The organism is Paraflavitalea speifideaquila (assembly GCF_032395985.1).
Lineage (GTDB): Bacteria > Bacteroidota > Bacteroidia > Chitinophagales > Chitinophagaceae > Paraflavitalea > Paraflavitalea speifideaquila.
On the sequence record NZ_CP135920.1, the window covers coordinates 8,409,487 to 8,424,549 of the forward strand.

Annotated in this window: 21 protein-coding genes; 13 read left to right on the forward strand and 8 right to left on the reverse strand. The window is 43.7% G+C overall.

Going from position 1 to position 15,063, the window contains the following annotated elements:
- The first annotated feature begins 4 nt into the window (after nucleotides 1-4).
- From RS881_RS57835 to RS881_RS57850, 4 genes are all read left to right on the forward strand, one after another.
- The gene (locus tag RS881_RS57835; RefSeq protein ID WP_315819041.1) at nucleotides 5-133 is read left to right on the forward strand and encodes a hypothetical protein; all 129 of its coding nucleotides are present in this window, start codon (nucleotides 5-7) and stop codon (nucleotides 131-133) included.
- A 95-nt stretch (nucleotides 134-228) separates the two neighbouring features.
- Nucleotides 229-534 carry a peptidoglycan DD-metalloendopeptidase family protein gene (locus RS881_RS57840; RefSeq protein WP_315824965.1) on the forward strand — a complete coding sequence of 102 codons (306 nt, stop codon included), beginning with the start codon at nucleotides 229-231 and terminating at the stop codon, nucleotides 532-534.
- Nucleotides 535-1,164: 630 nt separating this feature from the next.
- Nucleotides 1,165-1,326, forward strand: a complete 162-nt coding sequence (locus RS881_RS57845) for a hypothetical protein (protein WP_315819042.1) — start codon at nucleotides 1,165-1,167, stop codon at nucleotides 1,324-1,326.
- 65 nt (nucleotides 1,327-1,391) lie between these two features.
- Nucleotides 1,392-1,766, forward strand: a complete 375-nt coding sequence (locus RS881_RS57850; protein ID WP_315819043.1) for a hypothetical protein — start codon at nucleotides 1,392-1,394, stop codon at nucleotides 1,764-1,766.
- 79 nt (nucleotides 1,767-1,845) lie between these two features.
- Here the strand turns inward: RS881_RS57850 and RS881_RS57855 are convergent, their stop codons facing one another.
- The 8 genes from RS881_RS57855 to RS881_RS57890 all read right to left on the reverse strand — a co-directional run bounded on the left by RS881_RS57855 (nucleotide 1,846) and on the right by RS881_RS57890 (nucleotide 7,502).
- On the reverse strand, nucleotides 1,846-2,127 hold the full coding sequence (locus RS881_RS57855) for a hypothetical protein (protein ID WP_315819044.1): 282 nt from the start codon (nucleotides 2,125-2,127) through the stop codon (nucleotides 1,846-1,848).
- 154 nt (nucleotides 2,128-2,281) lie between these two features.
- Nucleotides 2,282-2,920, reverse strand: a complete 639-nt coding sequence (locus RS881_RS57860) for a hypothetical protein (protein ID WP_315819045.1) — start codon at nucleotides 2,918-2,920, stop codon at nucleotides 2,282-2,284.
- Between the two features lie 247 nt (nucleotides 2,921-3,167).
- A complete protein-coding gene (locus RS881_RS57865; RefSeq protein WP_315819046.1) occupies nucleotides 3,168-3,653 on the reverse strand; it encodes a hypothetical protein in 486 nt (161 codons plus the stop codon).
- A gap of 314 nt (nucleotides 3,654-3,967) precedes the next feature.
- Entirely contained in the window at nucleotides 3,968-5,278 is a 1,311-nt protein-coding gene (locus RS881_RS57870) for a M12 family metallo-peptidase (RefSeq protein WP_350340061.1), read from the reverse strand.
- Complete coding sequence (locus RS881_RS57875; protein ID WP_315819048.1) at nucleotides 5,239-5,775, reverse strand: hypothetical protein; 537 nt, start codon at nucleotides 5,773-5,775, stop codon at nucleotides 5,239-5,241. The genes RS881_RS57870 and RS881_RS57875 overlap by 40 nt, the downstream gene beginning before the upstream one ends.
- Before the next feature lies 1 nt (nucleotide 5,776).
- Complete coding sequence (locus tag RS881_RS57880) at nucleotides 5,777-6,037, reverse strand: hypothetical protein (RefSeq protein WP_315819049.1); 261 nt, start codon at nucleotides 6,035-6,037, stop codon at nucleotides 5,777-5,779.
- A 479-nt stretch (nucleotides 6,038-6,516) separates the two neighbouring features.
- Complete coding sequence (locus tag RS881_RS57885; RefSeq protein WP_315819050.1) at nucleotides 6,517-7,128, reverse strand: glycosyltransferase family 2 protein; 612 nt, start codon at nucleotides 7,126-7,128, stop codon at nucleotides 6,517-6,519.
- Nucleotides 7,125-7,502 carry a glycosyltransferase gene (locus RS881_RS57890; protein ID WP_315819051.1) on the reverse strand — a complete coding sequence of 126 codons (378 nt, stop codon included), beginning with the start codon at nucleotides 7,500-7,502 and terminating at the stop codon, nucleotides 7,125-7,127. Before RS881_RS57890 ends, RS881_RS57885 begins: the two co-directional genes overlap by 4 nt.
- A 230-nt stretch (nucleotides 7,503-7,732) precedes the next feature.
- Between RS881_RS57890 and dnaN the strand changes: the two genes are divergently transcribed.
- From dnaN to RS881_RS57935, 9 genes are all read left to right on the forward strand, one after another.
- On the forward strand, nucleotides 7,733-8,848 hold the full coding sequence (gene dnaN, locus RS881_RS57895) for a DNA polymerase III subunit beta (protein ID WP_315819052.1): 1,116 nt from the start codon (nucleotides 7,733-7,735) through the stop codon (nucleotides 8,846-8,848).
- A gap of 141 nt (nucleotides 8,849-8,989) precedes the next feature.
- A complete protein-coding gene (locus tag RS881_RS57900; protein WP_315819053.1) occupies nucleotides 8,990-9,388 on the forward strand; it encodes a putative signal transducing protein in 399 nt (132 codons plus the stop codon).
- 123 nt (nucleotides 9,389-9,511) lie between these two features.
- Entirely contained in the window at nucleotides 9,512-10,330 is an 819-nt protein-coding gene (locus RS881_RS57905; RefSeq protein WP_315819054.1) for a sterol desaturase family protein, read from the forward strand.
- 121 nt (nucleotides 10,331-10,451) lie between these two features.
- Nucleotides 10,452-10,820, forward strand: coding sequence for a serine hydrolase (locus tag RS881_RS57910; RefSeq protein ID WP_315819055.1), 369 nt, complete (start codon nucleotides 10,452-10,454; stop codon nucleotides 10,818-10,820).
- A gap of 223 nt (nucleotides 10,821-11,043) precedes the next feature.
- Nucleotides 11,044-11,457, forward strand: a complete 414-nt coding sequence (locus RS881_RS57915) for a serine hydrolase domain-containing protein (RefSeq protein ID WP_315819056.1) — start codon at nucleotides 11,044-11,046, stop codon at nucleotides 11,455-11,457.
- A 287-nt stretch (nucleotides 11,458-11,744) separates the two neighbouring features.
- Nucleotides 11,745-12,794 carry an IS4 family transposase gene (locus RS881_RS57920; protein ID WP_315824966.1) on the forward strand — a complete coding sequence of 350 codons (1,050 nt, stop codon included), beginning with the start codon at nucleotides 11,745-11,747 and terminating at the stop codon, nucleotides 12,792-12,794.
- 257 nt (nucleotides 12,795-13,051) lie between these two features.
- Nucleotides 13,052-13,771: a 3-deoxy-manno-octulosonate cytidylyltransferase gene (kdsB, locus tag RS881_RS57925; protein ID WP_315819057.1), complete on the forward strand. Its 720-nt coding sequence runs from the start codon at nucleotides 13,052-13,054 to the stop codon at nucleotides 13,769-13,771.
- A 193-nt stretch (nucleotides 13,772-13,964) separates the two neighbouring features.
- Entirely contained in the window at nucleotides 13,965-14,339 is a 375-nt protein-coding gene (locus tag RS881_RS57930) for an ROK family protein (protein ID WP_315819058.1), read from the forward strand.
- Nucleotides 14,330-14,818 carry an ROK family protein gene (locus RS881_RS57935; RefSeq protein ID WP_315819059.1) on the forward strand — a complete coding sequence of 163 codons (489 nt, stop codon included), beginning with the start codon at nucleotides 14,330-14,332 and terminating at the stop codon, nucleotides 14,816-14,818. Before RS881_RS57930 ends, RS881_RS57935 begins: the two co-directional genes overlap by 10 nt.
- The last annotated feature ends 245 nt before the right edge of the window (nucleotides 14,819-15,063 follow it).

Here is a 15,063-nt window from a genome sequence, read left to right on the forward strand (position 1 = left end):
CCTGATGAGACAGGTTTCTCCATTGCTGATCCTGTTGATAGCCCTATTGGTGAATCAGCAGGTAAAGGCCCAGAAACCGGGTTATGGCAGCATTTCCTTTGACTCGCTGAAGGGAAAACTCCCCTGCCAGTAGACCGGTTTATCAACCTGGTTACTTACGACCATTGGCTAAGCAAATCTCAAAGTGGGGCTTTTGAGGGTGGATGTGGTGGGACCAAAAGTCTTACCATACAATCAGACTCTCCCATGACCGTCAAAAACGTGGCTGCCGGAAAAGTGATTTCCGTTTTCCAATACGATGGCATTTATGCAGTCTTTGCAAATTATGGAAGCCATTATTTCGCTTATTGTAATCTTGATCATGTGTTGGTAAAGACAGGAGATATCATTAAAGCCGGTGAGGCAATAGGCAAAATCTCTACCCCGGGAAGCGAGGGATTGTTTGAACTTGAATTGTTGATGGGTACCCTGAATAGCAATAAACCAATATCTTTAGATCCTTACCCCTGGTTTGCCCGCATCCAATACTTTTAACCCTCATTTCTTTCATTTTATTCTGATTATCATCAAGTTAGGATATATCAATCCACTGTAAAATGAACACATTTTTCGTGGTTTTGAGCCCCAAATGGGTAAAAGCCGGGTCAGTCATCGGTACCATAGGAACCACTGGCAATGCTGCCGGCAAGCCGCTCCACCTGCATTGAATAGGCCCCGGTTTATTACATAATAAAAGATGGTTATATTAAATCTATTTGAAAAGATACCCCGTAGATATCCCGTATATACCCCGATGATACCCCGTAGATACCATGATCTTTGAAAGATAGGAGACATCTATAAGATATAGCCAAATTATTCATACGGAATTCAGTTAACAAGTATGTAAGGTCTATTCCTTTGGTTGGTCAGCACTATTGATTAAAGATGCTATTGCTTCACCTGTAAAATCATTATTATGGCAAAAGTGATCGCCGGGCTTGGCCTCGGAATACAAGGGTCTATTGATGATCTCTCTATTTACAAAATGCGGGGGTCGACCAGCCTATTATCCGCCGGAAGGGTGGTCCCAGTAAGGAAAAAAATTAAAACAGATCCTGATTTGCATAGGGTGCGAAAGGCCATTTCGAATTTGGCGGCCGCGCCAAAGCCGGGAAATGGATCATGCATGCCCTGACTTTTCAAAAGCCGTTGGCCGACCATAATATTGCCGGCAAGCTCAATGCCCTCATGGTTCCGGTGCAGAACCTGGATTCCGAAAGCGATCTTGGCGAACGGGGTGTGCCCTTATCCATGCTGCCCCAAATACTCAATGGTTTTCGTTAAACAAGACCAATACTTTTGATGCAACGGTCCGGTTTCCGGTTGAATATGCATTGAACCGGGAAACGATGACTGCCACGGTTCGGATTCCCGAATTAATGCCGGGCATCAGTTTCTTTGCCCCGGAAAAATACCCCTGGTTTAGTGTGCAGGTTACCTTGGGCGTGGTGCCGGATATTATTTATACTGGTGGATTAAATAAGTATGGTCTTACGCACCCTGGCTATAATCATGTACAAACGCTTCTGAAAAACACAGACTGGTATCCGGTAGCGCAGGGCGCCCCGTCAACCGCCCTGGAGTTGAAGTATACTGACCTTCCGCCGGATGAACATTTTTCGCTGGTATTGGCCATCGGTGTACGATTTGGAACGCAGTATAATGTAAATGATATACGTCAGGCAAAGTATGCGGGTTGTGCAAAAGTGCTGATGGCGGTATGATCAATAAGAACAAAAAAGGCAACTCCGAATTTATACGGGTTGCCCTTTTGTCGCTTAGCTGATCTATTTCCTGATACTATTATTGCTTTGTCCGGGGTTCCTGCCTGGCGGATAATACCTTTACTTCTTCTTTAATAACCTGGTTCTCCTTCCTGATATTTTGTAGCTCCTTATTCATTTCTATCAGGTGCAAGGTCAATTCTTCTATTTTCTCCAGCAGTTTTGCATTCATTTCACCCAGTTCTATTCCTTCTTTTTCTTTTACCTCCTGTGCAGAAGGGATATTGGGCAGGTGGTTATTCTTTTTGATGAATGCCTCCAGGTCGGCAAGGCTCATGAGGTTGTAATCCCTGGTAAACACATAATCGGGCCAGGGGTGACGGTTGTTACCTTAATTTCACGAGCGCCTATTTTTCCTTCTACTGCCAACTTGAATTGCAATCCAGGAGTCGATGTCCCTATACCAACATTACCGTCAGAAGTAATGCGAACAATTTCGTTAATCACACCATGTTTCATAGTAGAAAAGCAAGCTGTCCAATTCCATTATCGACAGTATTCCCGATACCAGTGATACGGGCATGAGGCTGGCACATACCAATGTCTATACTGGCCGAAGTAATAGACGAATTGAATGGCTGGTATACCTTTAATAAGGTGGATGACTCATAAGCAGTGCCGGCCTCCCCTTCTGTTGCACCAATATTTACCAAAGAGGATGGTGAAGTATTGCCAATACCCAACCTTCCATTGGCCTGAAAGGTAAATTTGGGTGACCAGCCACTCCCGTTCCAATGGGTAAATCCGATTGAAAGCTTATCAGCAGCCTCTCCTTCATCCCCTATATTCATCCGCAACTCTGTAGCGTTGCTTGCTACATTATACCTGGCCATCCATATAGGATCGGAATTTCCATGATCATTAAAAATAAGCTGGTTGCCCGCCCCCACTCCGTCCAGTTGTTGCCCAAGCCTAATGTTTCCATAAATAAATGTGTTTCCGTGCACATGCAATTTATCAATAGGATCACTATGTCCTATACCAACATTCCCAGCATCATAATAAATTTTAGAGCCAGTGTTCAACCATTGGGACTGGCCAACGGATTGCTGTACAATCAATAACAAAAAGGGAATAAAACAGGTACTTTTCATGGTCATCAAGTTTAGATTGGTTTTGATAGTATTATTTCTTATTTCGTAATATTTCGTTTTCCTTCTTTAACTCGTCAAATTTTTTATTCAGTTCTATAACATGCAAGGTCAATTCTTCTATTTTTCTCCAGGAGTTTTGCGTTCATTTCACCCAATTCAATTCCCTTCTTTTCCTTTACCTCCTGTGCGGAAGGGATATTAGGCAAGTGATTGTTCTTTTTGATAATTGCCTCCAGGTCAGCAAGGCTCATGAGATTATAATCCCTGCTAAACACATAATCAGGCCAGGGGGTACCATTTTACCATTAACTGCTAAATTATATATACCAGGATCGCTGGTGCCAATGCCTATTTTTCCATCATGCCTGATATTCATAGCTCCCTCTGCAGGTTCAGCAGCGCCTTGCCCTCCTATTCTAAGGATATCGTTTGTTGCTGTTATCCAATAAGCTCTGTTTGAGCCTCCATTTCCCTGTAATACCACATTTGCATTACCATTGGCCGCTCCTCTGAACCAACCACCTACATCACCGGCGGCTGGTACTTCAGCAATAAGGTAACGCGAGCGGGTTATTCCCATTACATCAAGACCATAAGAAGGACTTGTTCCTATACCTACAAATCCACCTGAATAGTAAATGCTGCCAGGTGCTGTACCGTTTTGCCATTGTTGAGCTGAGGCCGTAAAGAACAGGCCCGAAGTCAATACAGAAACGAAGAGTTTTGTTCTCACTAGAATAAAGTTTAAGGTTTGGGAATGATAAGCTGATTAAAAATATTCAAATCCTGCATTCGAAAATGTACAAATCGTTAGCCGTGAAGATTTGGCCCAAAAGCGTGAAGATTTGGACAATATTCGTGCAACGTAGTTCGTCTTACAGCGCATAATATGGAAGTTATTGATCCCAGTAAGCAATAATATGAATCTGTTGGGATTGTGAAGATGCTGGGGGTGGTGTATAGATAGGTTATCATTATTAAATTATTGAATAATACAACATGCAATCTGAAAAAGGACGGCATGTTGTATTATAAGATTATATTTTATTAATGTACAATTACAATTTTACCTGTATGCCTGTTATTATCCAGTACTAAAGTATAAATGTATACGCCAGGTGCCAGTTTTTCAGTATTGACGGTTAGTTTATGAACTCCGCTCTCATAATTTGCATTTTTGGAAATGCCTTTCTCCACCTTTCCTGCCAGATCAGTGATCACTAAAGAAACCTTTGCTGGTTTTTTCAAAACAAACTCAATATTTAATAGATTGTCTGAAGGATTAGGGTAAGTCCTGACGCTTTCCTGAATAGATGTGTTATCTCTCCTGTTATCTGCTGATTCATCTGTTACCGTTCTTGCGATTGTCGTAGATGGTGCTGAAACATTCGTTGTATCCTGGGGTGGCAAGACAGTGCAGGGATTGTTAATAAGCGCTGCTGTAAAATCACTTCCATTGTCAGCTGAGAAACCTGGGTTTAATGTTATTTCATCAGTGGCCCTAAAGGTAACCCAGCTTCCATTTGAAGCAGTGACCGTACCACTGGTTGAAACAGTACTATTACCTAAATGGTTGGCTAATATTTCATTATCAAACGTTTCATTTTGTACAACAAGGTTTTCTGAAGTACTTCTGTAATTCAATATAGCCGGTGCCGTTTCATTCATACGCCTTACATTATCCCTGTCTACCGTGCCCATTGGCCCTGTTCCAAAATTCACATTAGGATTTGAAAAATACTGTACCCGGCAACCGCTGTTATTAAAGGAACATCCGGTTACGTTCGCCGTTGCCATAATCGTCCTTGTAGGTCCAATGATATTATTCTGAATAAATCCTCTTGCATAATTGGGTGATTCAGTATTATTATCATGCCCTGCTCCTTGTAAATGACCGATTTCATGAGCGAAAGTAAACCGGCCGCCTATCAGGTAATCGGTAGTTACCATACAGAAAGCTTCGCTTGCATTGGGCGGATCGTTTGTTGTGGGTTGATCGTATGCCTCGCCAAATAGAGTTGAGCTGCCAATTTGAAAGTCCCCTTTCCGTAAAAGCACCAGCACATCTCCCTTATAAACCTCCCTTAAGGTATGAATACTATTGAGCGGCGAAACCCCAGCCTGAAAGTTACTAACATCGGTTCCTGAAGTATTCACTTCGGTATAACTTGTTCGGGCAATGCGGGCTATTTCCATCCTGAAATTAACCAGGCTTTGCTGATAAGCCAGATTGGCTTCATCTTGCAGCATCTGGGCTGTTTGAGCCAATGTGGTAGTTAGCTCACTTTCTGCAACGGTGGTAATGGCGATTATAACCCTCAGATTACAATTGTTATCATTTGGCAGCGGCGTTGCCAATGTGGAAGATTCAATACCACTCGTGTTGATGGCTTTAGCCGACTGCTTTTGACCGGCGGGTCATATAATAAACAACTCCCCAGGTTATTGGGGCCGTATTCAATCAACATGTGCACATCACCTTCCAGAGGTAACAGCGTATAGGGGTGGTTCCAATATAAAACTTTGAAGCAACCTGATTGCCCATCACGGTAAAAAAATATCCCGGTTTCATCTTCTAATCTTCCAAACCATGAAAAATCGTTACTGGAACGTCTTTCGTAGGTAGTCTGTTTTGCCAAAACATTCTTTGCGCCATGGTTAATCAACAGGCTTCCTTGTTCCAATGCTGACGCATTCAATTTAACCAAAGTGATCTTTGAAACCAGGTGATTTGTTCTTTGAATCTCATATTTTCTTTGGGCTTCCTTGCCCAGGTTGTACACAGCACTTTGGCGTAAGTCAGCATTCGTAGCATCGCTAAAAGATTTTGCTGGGTATATCCCCTTATTCCCCATACTAGGAGTAAAGCGAGTAATATTCTTTTATACATAGGTATATTTTTAACTTGTGAATAAATAAAAGGCCTTCGTTATTCCTTCTTATCGTTCTTTTTAGGTCCTCTATCTCTTTCTTCAGTTCAATAACATATAAGGTGAGCTCTTCTATTTTCTCCAACAGCTTCGCATTCATTTCCCCCAGTTCGATACCGCCATTATGTTTTACTCCTGTGCCGAAGGCATATTGGGCAGATGATTGTTTTTTGATGAAAGTCTCCACATCGCCGACCGCCGTTACATCTGCAATAAAATAACGCGAGTGGGTGACTCCCATTACATCGAGTCCATAAGCAGGGCTGGATGTTCCTATGCCTACAAATCCACCTGAATAGTGAATGCTGCCAGGTGCTGTACCATTTGGCCATTGTTGTGCAGAGACAGTAATGAACAGTCATGAAGTAAATACCTAAGCGAAAAGTTTTTCTCACAACAATAAAGTTTAAGGTTTAGGGATGATTTAGTCGATTAAAACTACTCAAATCCGGTACACGAAAATATACAAACCCTTAACCGTGTCGTTTTAACCAATAAGTGTGCAGATTGGGGTGGTAACCGTGCAAGGCCGTTTGCACTTTTGAGAGGGTAGGAAGGTATTTAAAAGTGGATGTCAGGCAATTGTATGGCCTTGCCGGGTGGTAGCTTCACTGCCTACTGCACTGGCAGTATTATGGCCATGAATTAATGCCTGTTGGCCAGCGGTTATAGATGGAAGATTGTTGATAATAGTAGCAAAAGAATAGGTCTCCCCTTCGCAAAAATGATAGCTCCTGCCTGTTCCTGGTTAATAACAACAGGTATATTGGAGCGTTTTAATAGCGGTCGCATATTTTCTATAGACAATGCATCGCCTATTAAGCTCGCATTTTCATGGTGCGGCAAAGCTGCTGCAGGACTGTTTTTTTCTGTACCAAAACTCCTGAGTTTAATAATGCCTTGCAACAGTTTAATATACCACCAGGCCAATGCCCCTTTATAATGCTTCTGTACAAACTGGATCATGGCGGTATAAAATAATTTTACATATCGGGCATCCCGGCGGGTACTTTCGCCTTTAAAGTGGATAATAGCAGGACTAGATAAGTAATAATTTTGGTATCCGGCCAATTGGATACGGTAGCTCAAATCAATATCCTCGGCGTACATAAAGAATCGTTCATCAAAACCGCCTGTTTTATCCAGTACTTCTTTGCGCACCCACATAAAAGCACCCGAAAGCACATCAACGGGGTGAGTGCCCGATGGTGACAAATGACCCAGGTAATACCGGCCCAACCAGTGCGAACTGGGGAAAAGCCGGGTAAGGCCACTCATTTTACAAAATGATACCCAGGGGTAGGAAATCCCCGTTTTGATTCGGGCAGGTACCGGCCACTCCCATCGATCATGTGTACGCCCAGGGCGCCGGCATCAGGATGGCCATTCATAAATGAAAAGCATTGTTGAAAGCCATCCTCGGGCAGGATGGTATCGGGATTGAGAAAAAGAACATATTTCCCACGGCATTGCCGGAGGGCCTGGTTATTGGCCCGGGCAAACCCTTTATTTTCCACATTGGCTATGAACTGTACAAAAGGAAAACGGGGCTGGAGGTACGCAATACTATCATCTGTAGAGTGATTGTCGACCACAAAAACCTCTGTTTGGGTCGAAAAGCCTTGCCCTGGCAGGCTGGTATCCTGATCCATGGCTTTTTCACGGAACAAAGGCATTGTTCCAGGAAATACTTCACATTATAGTTTACAATAATTACAGATAACAGCATGGCAGGACGAAAATAGGTTTTCCGGGTATTATTTGACCGCCCTAAAATCATTTAGCTGACTCAAATTGATGGATTTGTGATTTGACTGTTTAAAAATATACGGTGGGGCGTATTGTTCATAATTCTATATTTGCTCAAATCTTTAATCAGCTTATGAAGTTCATCGTTTCTTCTTCGGCTTTATTGAAACAGTTACAACAGATTAGCGGCGTTATCAACGCCAATACGGTATTGCCAATTTTAGAGGATTTTTTGTTTGAGATCGATAAGAACAGACTTACCGTGGTTGCCACTGACCTGGAAACGGTAATGAAGGTGCAAATGGACGTGGAAGCCAAGGATTCAGGACGGGTTTGTATTCCCGCCAAGATCCTGATCGACTCCTTAAAGAATATCCCTGATCAGCCACTGACGTTCAATATTGACAAGAATTATAGTGTGGAAATTACCAGCGACAATGGTAAATACAAGGTAATGGGTGAAAATCCGGACAATTTCCCCAAAGAGCCGGTAGCTGATGATACCTCCTCCTTTACATTGAGTTCGGTTGCCTTGGTAACCGCCATCAATAAAACACTGTTTGCAGTAAGTGGCGATGATTTGCGTCCCGCCATGACCGGTGTATATTTTGAAATGGACAAGAAAGGATTGCAGTTTGTAGCAACAGACGCACACCGCCTGGTACGTTACAAACGCAAAGATGTGAGCTGCCCCAAGAACGATTCCCTGATCGTTCCCAAAAAGCCGCTCAACCTGCTCAAAGCAGCCTTGCCTTCCAATGATGATGAACTGACGGTAAGTTACAATAGTAACCACCTGTTTGTAAAACACGGCACCACACAAATGAGTTGCCGGTTGATAGATGCACGTTTTCCGGATTACAAAGTGGTTATTCCTTCCGACAATCCATATAAACTGATCCTTAATAAGGCCGATTTCCAAAGCGCCCTGCGCCGGGTAAGTGTATTCAGTAACAAAAGCACCAACCAGGTGGTTTTGAATATCAGTGGCAGTGAGCTGCAACTGGCGGCACAGGATGTGGATTTCTCTTTTGAGGGTAATGAGCGCATGAAATGCCAGTATGATGGCGAAGACCTGGCCATTGCCTTCAACGCTAAATTCCTGATCGAAATGCTGAATGCCGCCGAAAGTGAAGATGTGGTAGTAGAACTTTCTACCCCTACCAAGGCGGGTATCATTAAGCCTACAGAGCAAGACGATAATGAAGAAATGCTGATGCTGGTAATGCCGCTGATGCTGAACAGCTGATCACAGATTTAAGGATTAAGTGGATTTCGCAGATTAGTGCACCCCGCGGATTAAAACTATATTGAAGCCGGATAAAAATATCCGGCTTTTTCTTTTATCTTTCGTAGACCATTCATTATTCAAAAGACCCCTGTGTTTATTTTGTTGCGTACATACGACAATTATATTCCTGCGAATATGATGCTGCAACGCCTGGAGGAAGAGCATATCCGCGCTTACCTGCAGGACGAACACACGGTTACCATCGATCCCATACTCAGCAATGCTGTTGGCGGTATCAAGCTAATGGTACACCATGAACAACTGCCCAGGGCCCTGGAACTGGTCAATGGTTATGAAACGGTGTACAAACAAGCAGTAGCTTGCCCTAAATGCCAATCACACAACGTGCATTTTGTAACAGACAGCCGCAATCCCATGAACTGGCTTACGGCCATTTTCTCCTGGCTATTTGGCAATTATGCCCTGTCGGTCAAGAACGTATACCGCTGTTTTGATTGTGATTTTGAATTTGAGGAGATGCCTGAAGGAGAGTTGTAATGAAAAAAATATTCAATAACCTACTGTTTATCAATCACTAACCCGCCTGCCAGGGCCACTTGACAAGCCTCTCCCGCTTTCCCGATTTTTAGCGTAAATTACTGGTGAAACGATGAAATGCCTATGGAGTCATTCATGCATTTTTGGGAGCATATTGAAAGCTGGCAAAGAATGGTCATCCTGCTGGGCGGGATGGTTGTTTTCTGGGTATTGGAAGGTTATTACCCCTTGTTTACCTTTTCTTTCAAACGCTATAAACATGCCAGCGTCAACCTACTCTTCCTGCTCACCACCGTTATCCTGAATTTATTATTGGGTACCATCACCATTAAAGTTTGTGATTGGGTAACCACCAATCATATCGGACTGCTGAACTGGCTTAACCTGCCTCTTTGGGGCACGGTATTATTGGGCTTGTTCTTCATGGATTTCTTTGGTCAGTATGCGCCGCACTATGCCATGCACAAGATAAAATGGATGTGGAAGTTTCACATGATCCACCACAGTGACACCAAGGTGGATGTAACCACGGGTACCAGACACCACCCCGGTGAATGGGTTTTTCGTGAGGCATCTACCATTGTAGGCGTCCTGCTACTTGGCTTGCCCATAGGTATGTATTTCCTGTACCGGAGTGTGGCCGCCATCTTTACGCATTTCAATCATGCCAATATCCGTGTTCCATTGTGGTTGGATAAACCCATTAGCTGGATACTGGTATCGCCCAATATGCACAAAGTGCACCATCATTATAAGCGCCCTTATACAGATACGAATTATGCTAATATTTTTTCTTTGTGGGATCGTATCTTTGGCACCTTCGCTTACGAAGATCCCAGAAACTTACAGTACGGATTGGATGTACTGGATGGGAGTACCGATGAAAACCTTCAATATCAACTCCGACTTCCTTTTGACAATACCATCAAGACCGATTATTAACTGACTATTGTTTATTGACAGGCCCTTGTTCTCATAGAACCCGTTAACATGAAAAAAATTGTGTTGTATTGTTTTATTGATGGTATGTTGTATCCCGGTTTTTACACAGACTTTTTCGCTGATGGCGGATAGCATCCGGAAACACCGGGGTGTGCCAGGTCTTGTGTATGCTGTATTTGATGCAGATAAAATATTGGACATAGGAGTATCGGGTGTTCGTGAATTCCGGACAAAAGACAGTATCCGCATCTCCGACCGGTTTTATACAGGCACCAATACTACGCTCTTTACCGCCTACCTGGCAGCCCGGCTTGTAGATGCAGGAAAGCTGCAATGGCATACACCCATCGTTAAAGCCTTGCCCGAAATAAATGGCAAAACGATGAAGCTGTACCATTCGGTTACGTTGCGCCAGCTGCTTGCCCAACGTGCCGGCATACGCCCTTTTACTGAGGCCGATGATTTTAAAAAATATCGCTCATTGGAGTAACTAAAACAGAGCAGCGCAAAGCTTTTGCATTCCAGGTGCTCAAACAGCCACCCTTGCTCATTATCGACAGCAGTCAACCCGTGTATTCATTAGCCGGCACCTCTATTGCGGCTTCTATGCTGGAAAAATAGGTGGCAAAGCCTGGGAGGACCTGATCGGGCAATACATTAGCAAGCCGCTCAATTTAACCATCCGCTTTGGACAGCCCCGTTTAATAGATACTTTGCAGCCCTTTGGGCATGAGGACCTGTCGGGCATTTTGCGACCCGCCTGGGGAACTGCTACACTGACAGCCATTGCCCCGGCAACAGATATCAATATCTCGCTTAAAGATTATATTGTTTTTATACAGGATCTGCTGAAGGCTTTGCAGCATAAAAAGTCAATGATCAGCCCAGCCTCTGTTGTTCAATTATTGTCCGACAAACCCGGTAGCGCCATGGGATGGGAAAATGAGACCTGGAGAAAAATGAGCATCCACTCGTTCCTGGGCAAAAGTGCCTTATTCAGTAATTACACCTTACTCATCAAAGAAAAGAATATCGGCATCATTGTATTATCCAATAGCGGCACCGTAGGTGGCAAATCGGCTGTGCTGAATTTTGGCAGAATGCTGCGGGAATATTATTGTCAATAGGACCGGCAATCGTGAATCAATGTCGTTTAGTTAATGCTCGAAGCATTCGAAATGCAATAAATTAAAAGTTCTTTGACAATTGGTTGTAATTCAATTGTGGGCGTTATTTTTGGGATATAGATTATAGGGGCTGTTTAAACGATCCAACTCCTTTAATCGATTTTCGGGAAAATTGTATTGATGACGTAATTCAAACCATAGAAGATGAGAAATTTGTTGAAAGAAGCCGTTCGAAAGACGGCGGAAATGGATTTTCCCGTAAACGAAAATTACACTTCATAGATCTAATAACATTACTTACGCAAGGACTAAGCCGCTCTATACAACGGGAACTCAATAGCTTCTACCAGAAGATCAAATCAAAGGATTTTAGTATACAACATGTAACCAAGGGTGCTTTTAGCCAAGCACGGGTGAAGTTAAAACCTGAGGCATTTATTGAGTTGAATCAGGTTGGCATCAGATCCTTCTATAAAAACGCGCCTTACCTGACCTGGCGAGGATGGCGATTGTTGAGCATAGATGGCAGTACTATAGTATTGCCTAAACATAAAACAGTAACGGAGGAGTTCGGCATTACCAATTTTGGCCCACAGGCATCCTCACCCCAAAGTGTAGCGAGGATATCGATGCTGTATGATGTATTAAACTTTACCACATTGGATGCCTGTATAGATCGCTATGATGTACCAGAAACAAAACTGGCCCGCAAACATTTAGGGCAGGTAGAATCAGGAAAAGATCTGCTGATCATGGACAGAGGATATCCGAGCTTGGCGTTGCTTTTTGAGTTAAAGATGAAGGGCATCGATTATTGTATTCGAATGCGGGATGATTGGTGGCTGGAGGTGAGGAAGATGTTACATGAAGGGGAAAAGGATAAAGAAGTCACATTTAAATTACCAGCAAATCATAATGACCTGCTCAGTCAATATAACACCAATGACCGGGAAATAAGATGCCGATTAGTAGTGATAGAATTGCCAGATGGAAGCCGGGAAGTGCTTTGTACATCTGTACTGGATAATCAAAAACTTCCATACGAGAACTTTGGGGAATTATATAATTATCGATGGAATATTGAGGAAGGTTATAAACTGTACAAATGCCGGCTTCAATTTGAATCTTTCTCTGGCAAAACTGCCATTGCAGTCAAACAGGACTTTTATGCCAAGGTATTCATGATGTCTATGATGGCAGTGTTAGCCTTCCCACTGGAGGAAAAGCTAAAGCAAGAACAAGCGCAGGGTAGAAGAAAACATCCTCATAAAATAAATCGCACCAATGCCCTGGCTATGGTCAGGAAATTGCCCATAAATTATTCATTGAAAAGATGATCAGGCCTGCATTAGCAGCCTTTGATAAAATATTAAGGGTAACGACCGAAATCATCCGGCCCAAAAGAAAAGCGCCCAGAAAAAACGCACCAAGAAACCTCCTGCTATGAATTACAAACAATTGTAGCTAACTTAACGACATTGAATCGTGAATCGGCAATCTAAGAACGCAAACTATAATATCGCCTTATAGCCGGCCTATGGCTGAAATGGATATTTAGTTACAACTGTTATCTTTACGGTCCGAAAAGAACATTATGACAAAGGTGATAGCAATGATCCCTGCTCGGTATGCGGCTACGCGGTTTCCCGCCAAACTGATGCAGTTATTAAAAGATAAAACGGTAATCCGGCATACCTACGATAATACCGTGGCCACCGGATTATTTGATGAAGTATGGGTAGTAACTGATAGTGATGTGATCTACCAGGAAATCGTGTCGCATGGTGGAAAGGCAAAAATGAGTGTGAAAGAACATGAAAGTGGCAGCGACCGCATTGCGGAGGCTGTGGCTGATATGGAGGTGGATATTGTATTGAATGTACAGGGCGATACGCCTTTCGTGAAACTAAAGCCCCTGGAGCAATTACTACAGTGTTTCAAAGATCCCACGGTACAGGTGGCTTCCATGATGCAGGTATTGCATGAACAGGAGGAGATCGTCGATCCCAACTATGTGAAGGTGGCGGTAGACAGGAATATGAATTCGTTAATGTTCAGCCGCAGTGTGATCCCTTATGCACGCAATAAAGAAATTCCTATTACCTATTATGAACATATTGGTGTGTATGCATTTCGCAAACAGGCATTGCTGAACTTTACCAATTGGCCCATGACGCCACTGGAAGCGGCTGAAAAGGTAGAATGCCTGCGTTACCTTGAATATGGTATTCCCCTGCGCATGATCGTGGTGGATTATATGGGCGTAGAAATTGATACGCCTGAAGACTTGCAAAGAGCAGCCAGGCTGCTGTGACGGCTGCAGTCGAAAGGCTTTTGATACGGCTTTAGGGTGGGTCGGCCTCCAAAGGCAGCTCACCCTGATCTAAGGGTGAGTCATCCTGCCGCGCTGCGATGAAAGGCTGTCCCGCACCAGTGTGGGAGTTCATCTTTGACGACCCATCGAATAGCTGAACCTAACATTACGCTATTATAAACATTGCTTCCTTATGAGTAATCCTATATGGGGTATCGACCTGGGCGGTACCAAGATCGAAGGGGTTATCTTACCATCAGCCAATGATGCACGCCCCCTGCTGCGCACGCGGATCGATACGGAAGCAGGCAAGGGTTATCCGCATATTATTCAGCAGATCAAAAGACTGGTTGACAGGATGCAGCAGGAGTCGGGCCTGCAACCCAGCCGTATTGGATTTGGTACACCGGGTGAGTTGGACCCACGCCTCCAAACGATGAAGAATTGCAATAGTACGGCGCTCAATGGAATGCCCCTGAAGAAAGACCTGGAAGAGGCATTACAGATACCCGTGGTGCTGGCCAATGACGCCAATTGTTTTGCCCTTGCCGAAACACATTGGGGGTAGTAAAACAGCAGGTACCGGAAGCCAAAGTGGTGTTTGGTATTATCATGGGTACCGGCGTAGGCGGGGGTATTGTGATCAATGGGCAGGTATGGAATGGCCGCCACGGTATTGCCGGAGAATGGGGGCATAATTTCCTGGATGAATCAGGTGGTCCTTGTTACTGCGGCAAAACGGGTTGTGTGGAGAAGGTGCTTTCCGGCCCTGGATTACAGGCTTATTATACACAGTTAACGGGGCAGGCTTTTACGCTCAAGCAAATTGTTGCCGCTTATATGGCCGGAAATGACATGGCAGCACAAGCTACCATCAACCGGCTTACCCACTTCTTTGGTAAAGCCATTTCGGTAGTCACCAACCTGCTTGATCCGGATGTTATTGTAGTAGGTGGCGGAGTAGGCAATATAAGTGTCATTTATACAGCCGGGGTTGAATCATTGAAAAACACATATTTAATAATGGGGTGGAAGTACCGGTCTTAATGCCGGCATTGGGCGATAGTGCCGGGGTTTTTGGAGCGGCGGCCCTGGTTGCATTGTAATTATCAGGAATAAAGAATATAGATTTCTGCGCTCATACATAGCCCCTGCTGGTTTTTGCAACAGACCCGGTTACGCAATGGTTTGCGTAATTGCAAATCTTGCATGCTTCGGCTTATTTCAGGGTTAATTTGCAATTTTACTAAAAATTCAGGGCTGTTTTAAACATCTTGCAAAAAACAATTAAT

Coding starts and splice junctions, on each gene's coding strand:
- RS881_RS57835 (WP_315819041.1), top strand. CDS start 5: ATGAGACAGGTTTCTCCATTGCTGATCCTGTTGATAGCCCTATTGGTG.
- RS881_RS57845 (WP_315819042.1), top strand. CDS start 1,165: ATGCATGCCCTGACTTTTCAAAAGCCGTTGGCCGACCATAATATTGCC.
- RS881_RS57850 (WP_315819043.1), top strand. CDS start 1,392: ATGACTGCCACGGTTCGGATTCCCGAATTAATGCCGGGCATCAGTTTC.
- RS881_RS57860 (WP_315819045.1), bottom strand. CDS start 2,920: ATGAAAAGTACCTGTTTTATTCCCTTTTTGTTATTGATTGTACAGCAA.
- RS881_RS57875 (WP_315819048.1), bottom strand. CDS start 5,775: ATGGGGAATAAGGGGATATACCCAGCAAAATCTTTTAGCGATGCTACG.
- RS881_RS57885 (WP_315819050.1), bottom strand. CDS start 7,128: ATGAGTGGCCTTACCCGGCTTTTCCCCAGTTCGCACTGGTTGGGCCGG.
- RS881_RS57890 (WP_315819051.1), bottom strand. CDS start 7,502: ATGGATCAGGATACCAGCCTGCCAGGGCAAGGCTTTTCGACCCAAACA.
- dnaN (WP_315819052.1), top strand. CDS start 7,733: ATGAAGTTCATCGTTTCTTCTTCGGCTTTATTGAAACAGTTACAACAG.
- RS881_RS57905 (WP_315819054.1), top strand. CDS start 9,512: ATGGAGTCATTCATGCATTTTTGGGAGCATATTGAAAGCTGGCAAAGA.
- RS881_RS57910 (WP_315819055.1), top strand. CDS start 10,452: ATGGCGGATAGCATCCGGAAACACCGGGGTGTGCCAGGTCTTGTGTAT.
- kdsB (WP_315819057.1), top strand. CDS start 13,052: ATGACAAAGGTGATAGCAATGATCCCTGCTCGGTATGCGGCTACGCGG.
- RS881_RS57930 (WP_315819058.1), top strand. CDS start 13,965: ATGAGTAATCCTATATGGGGTATCGACCTGGGCGGTACCAAGATCGAA.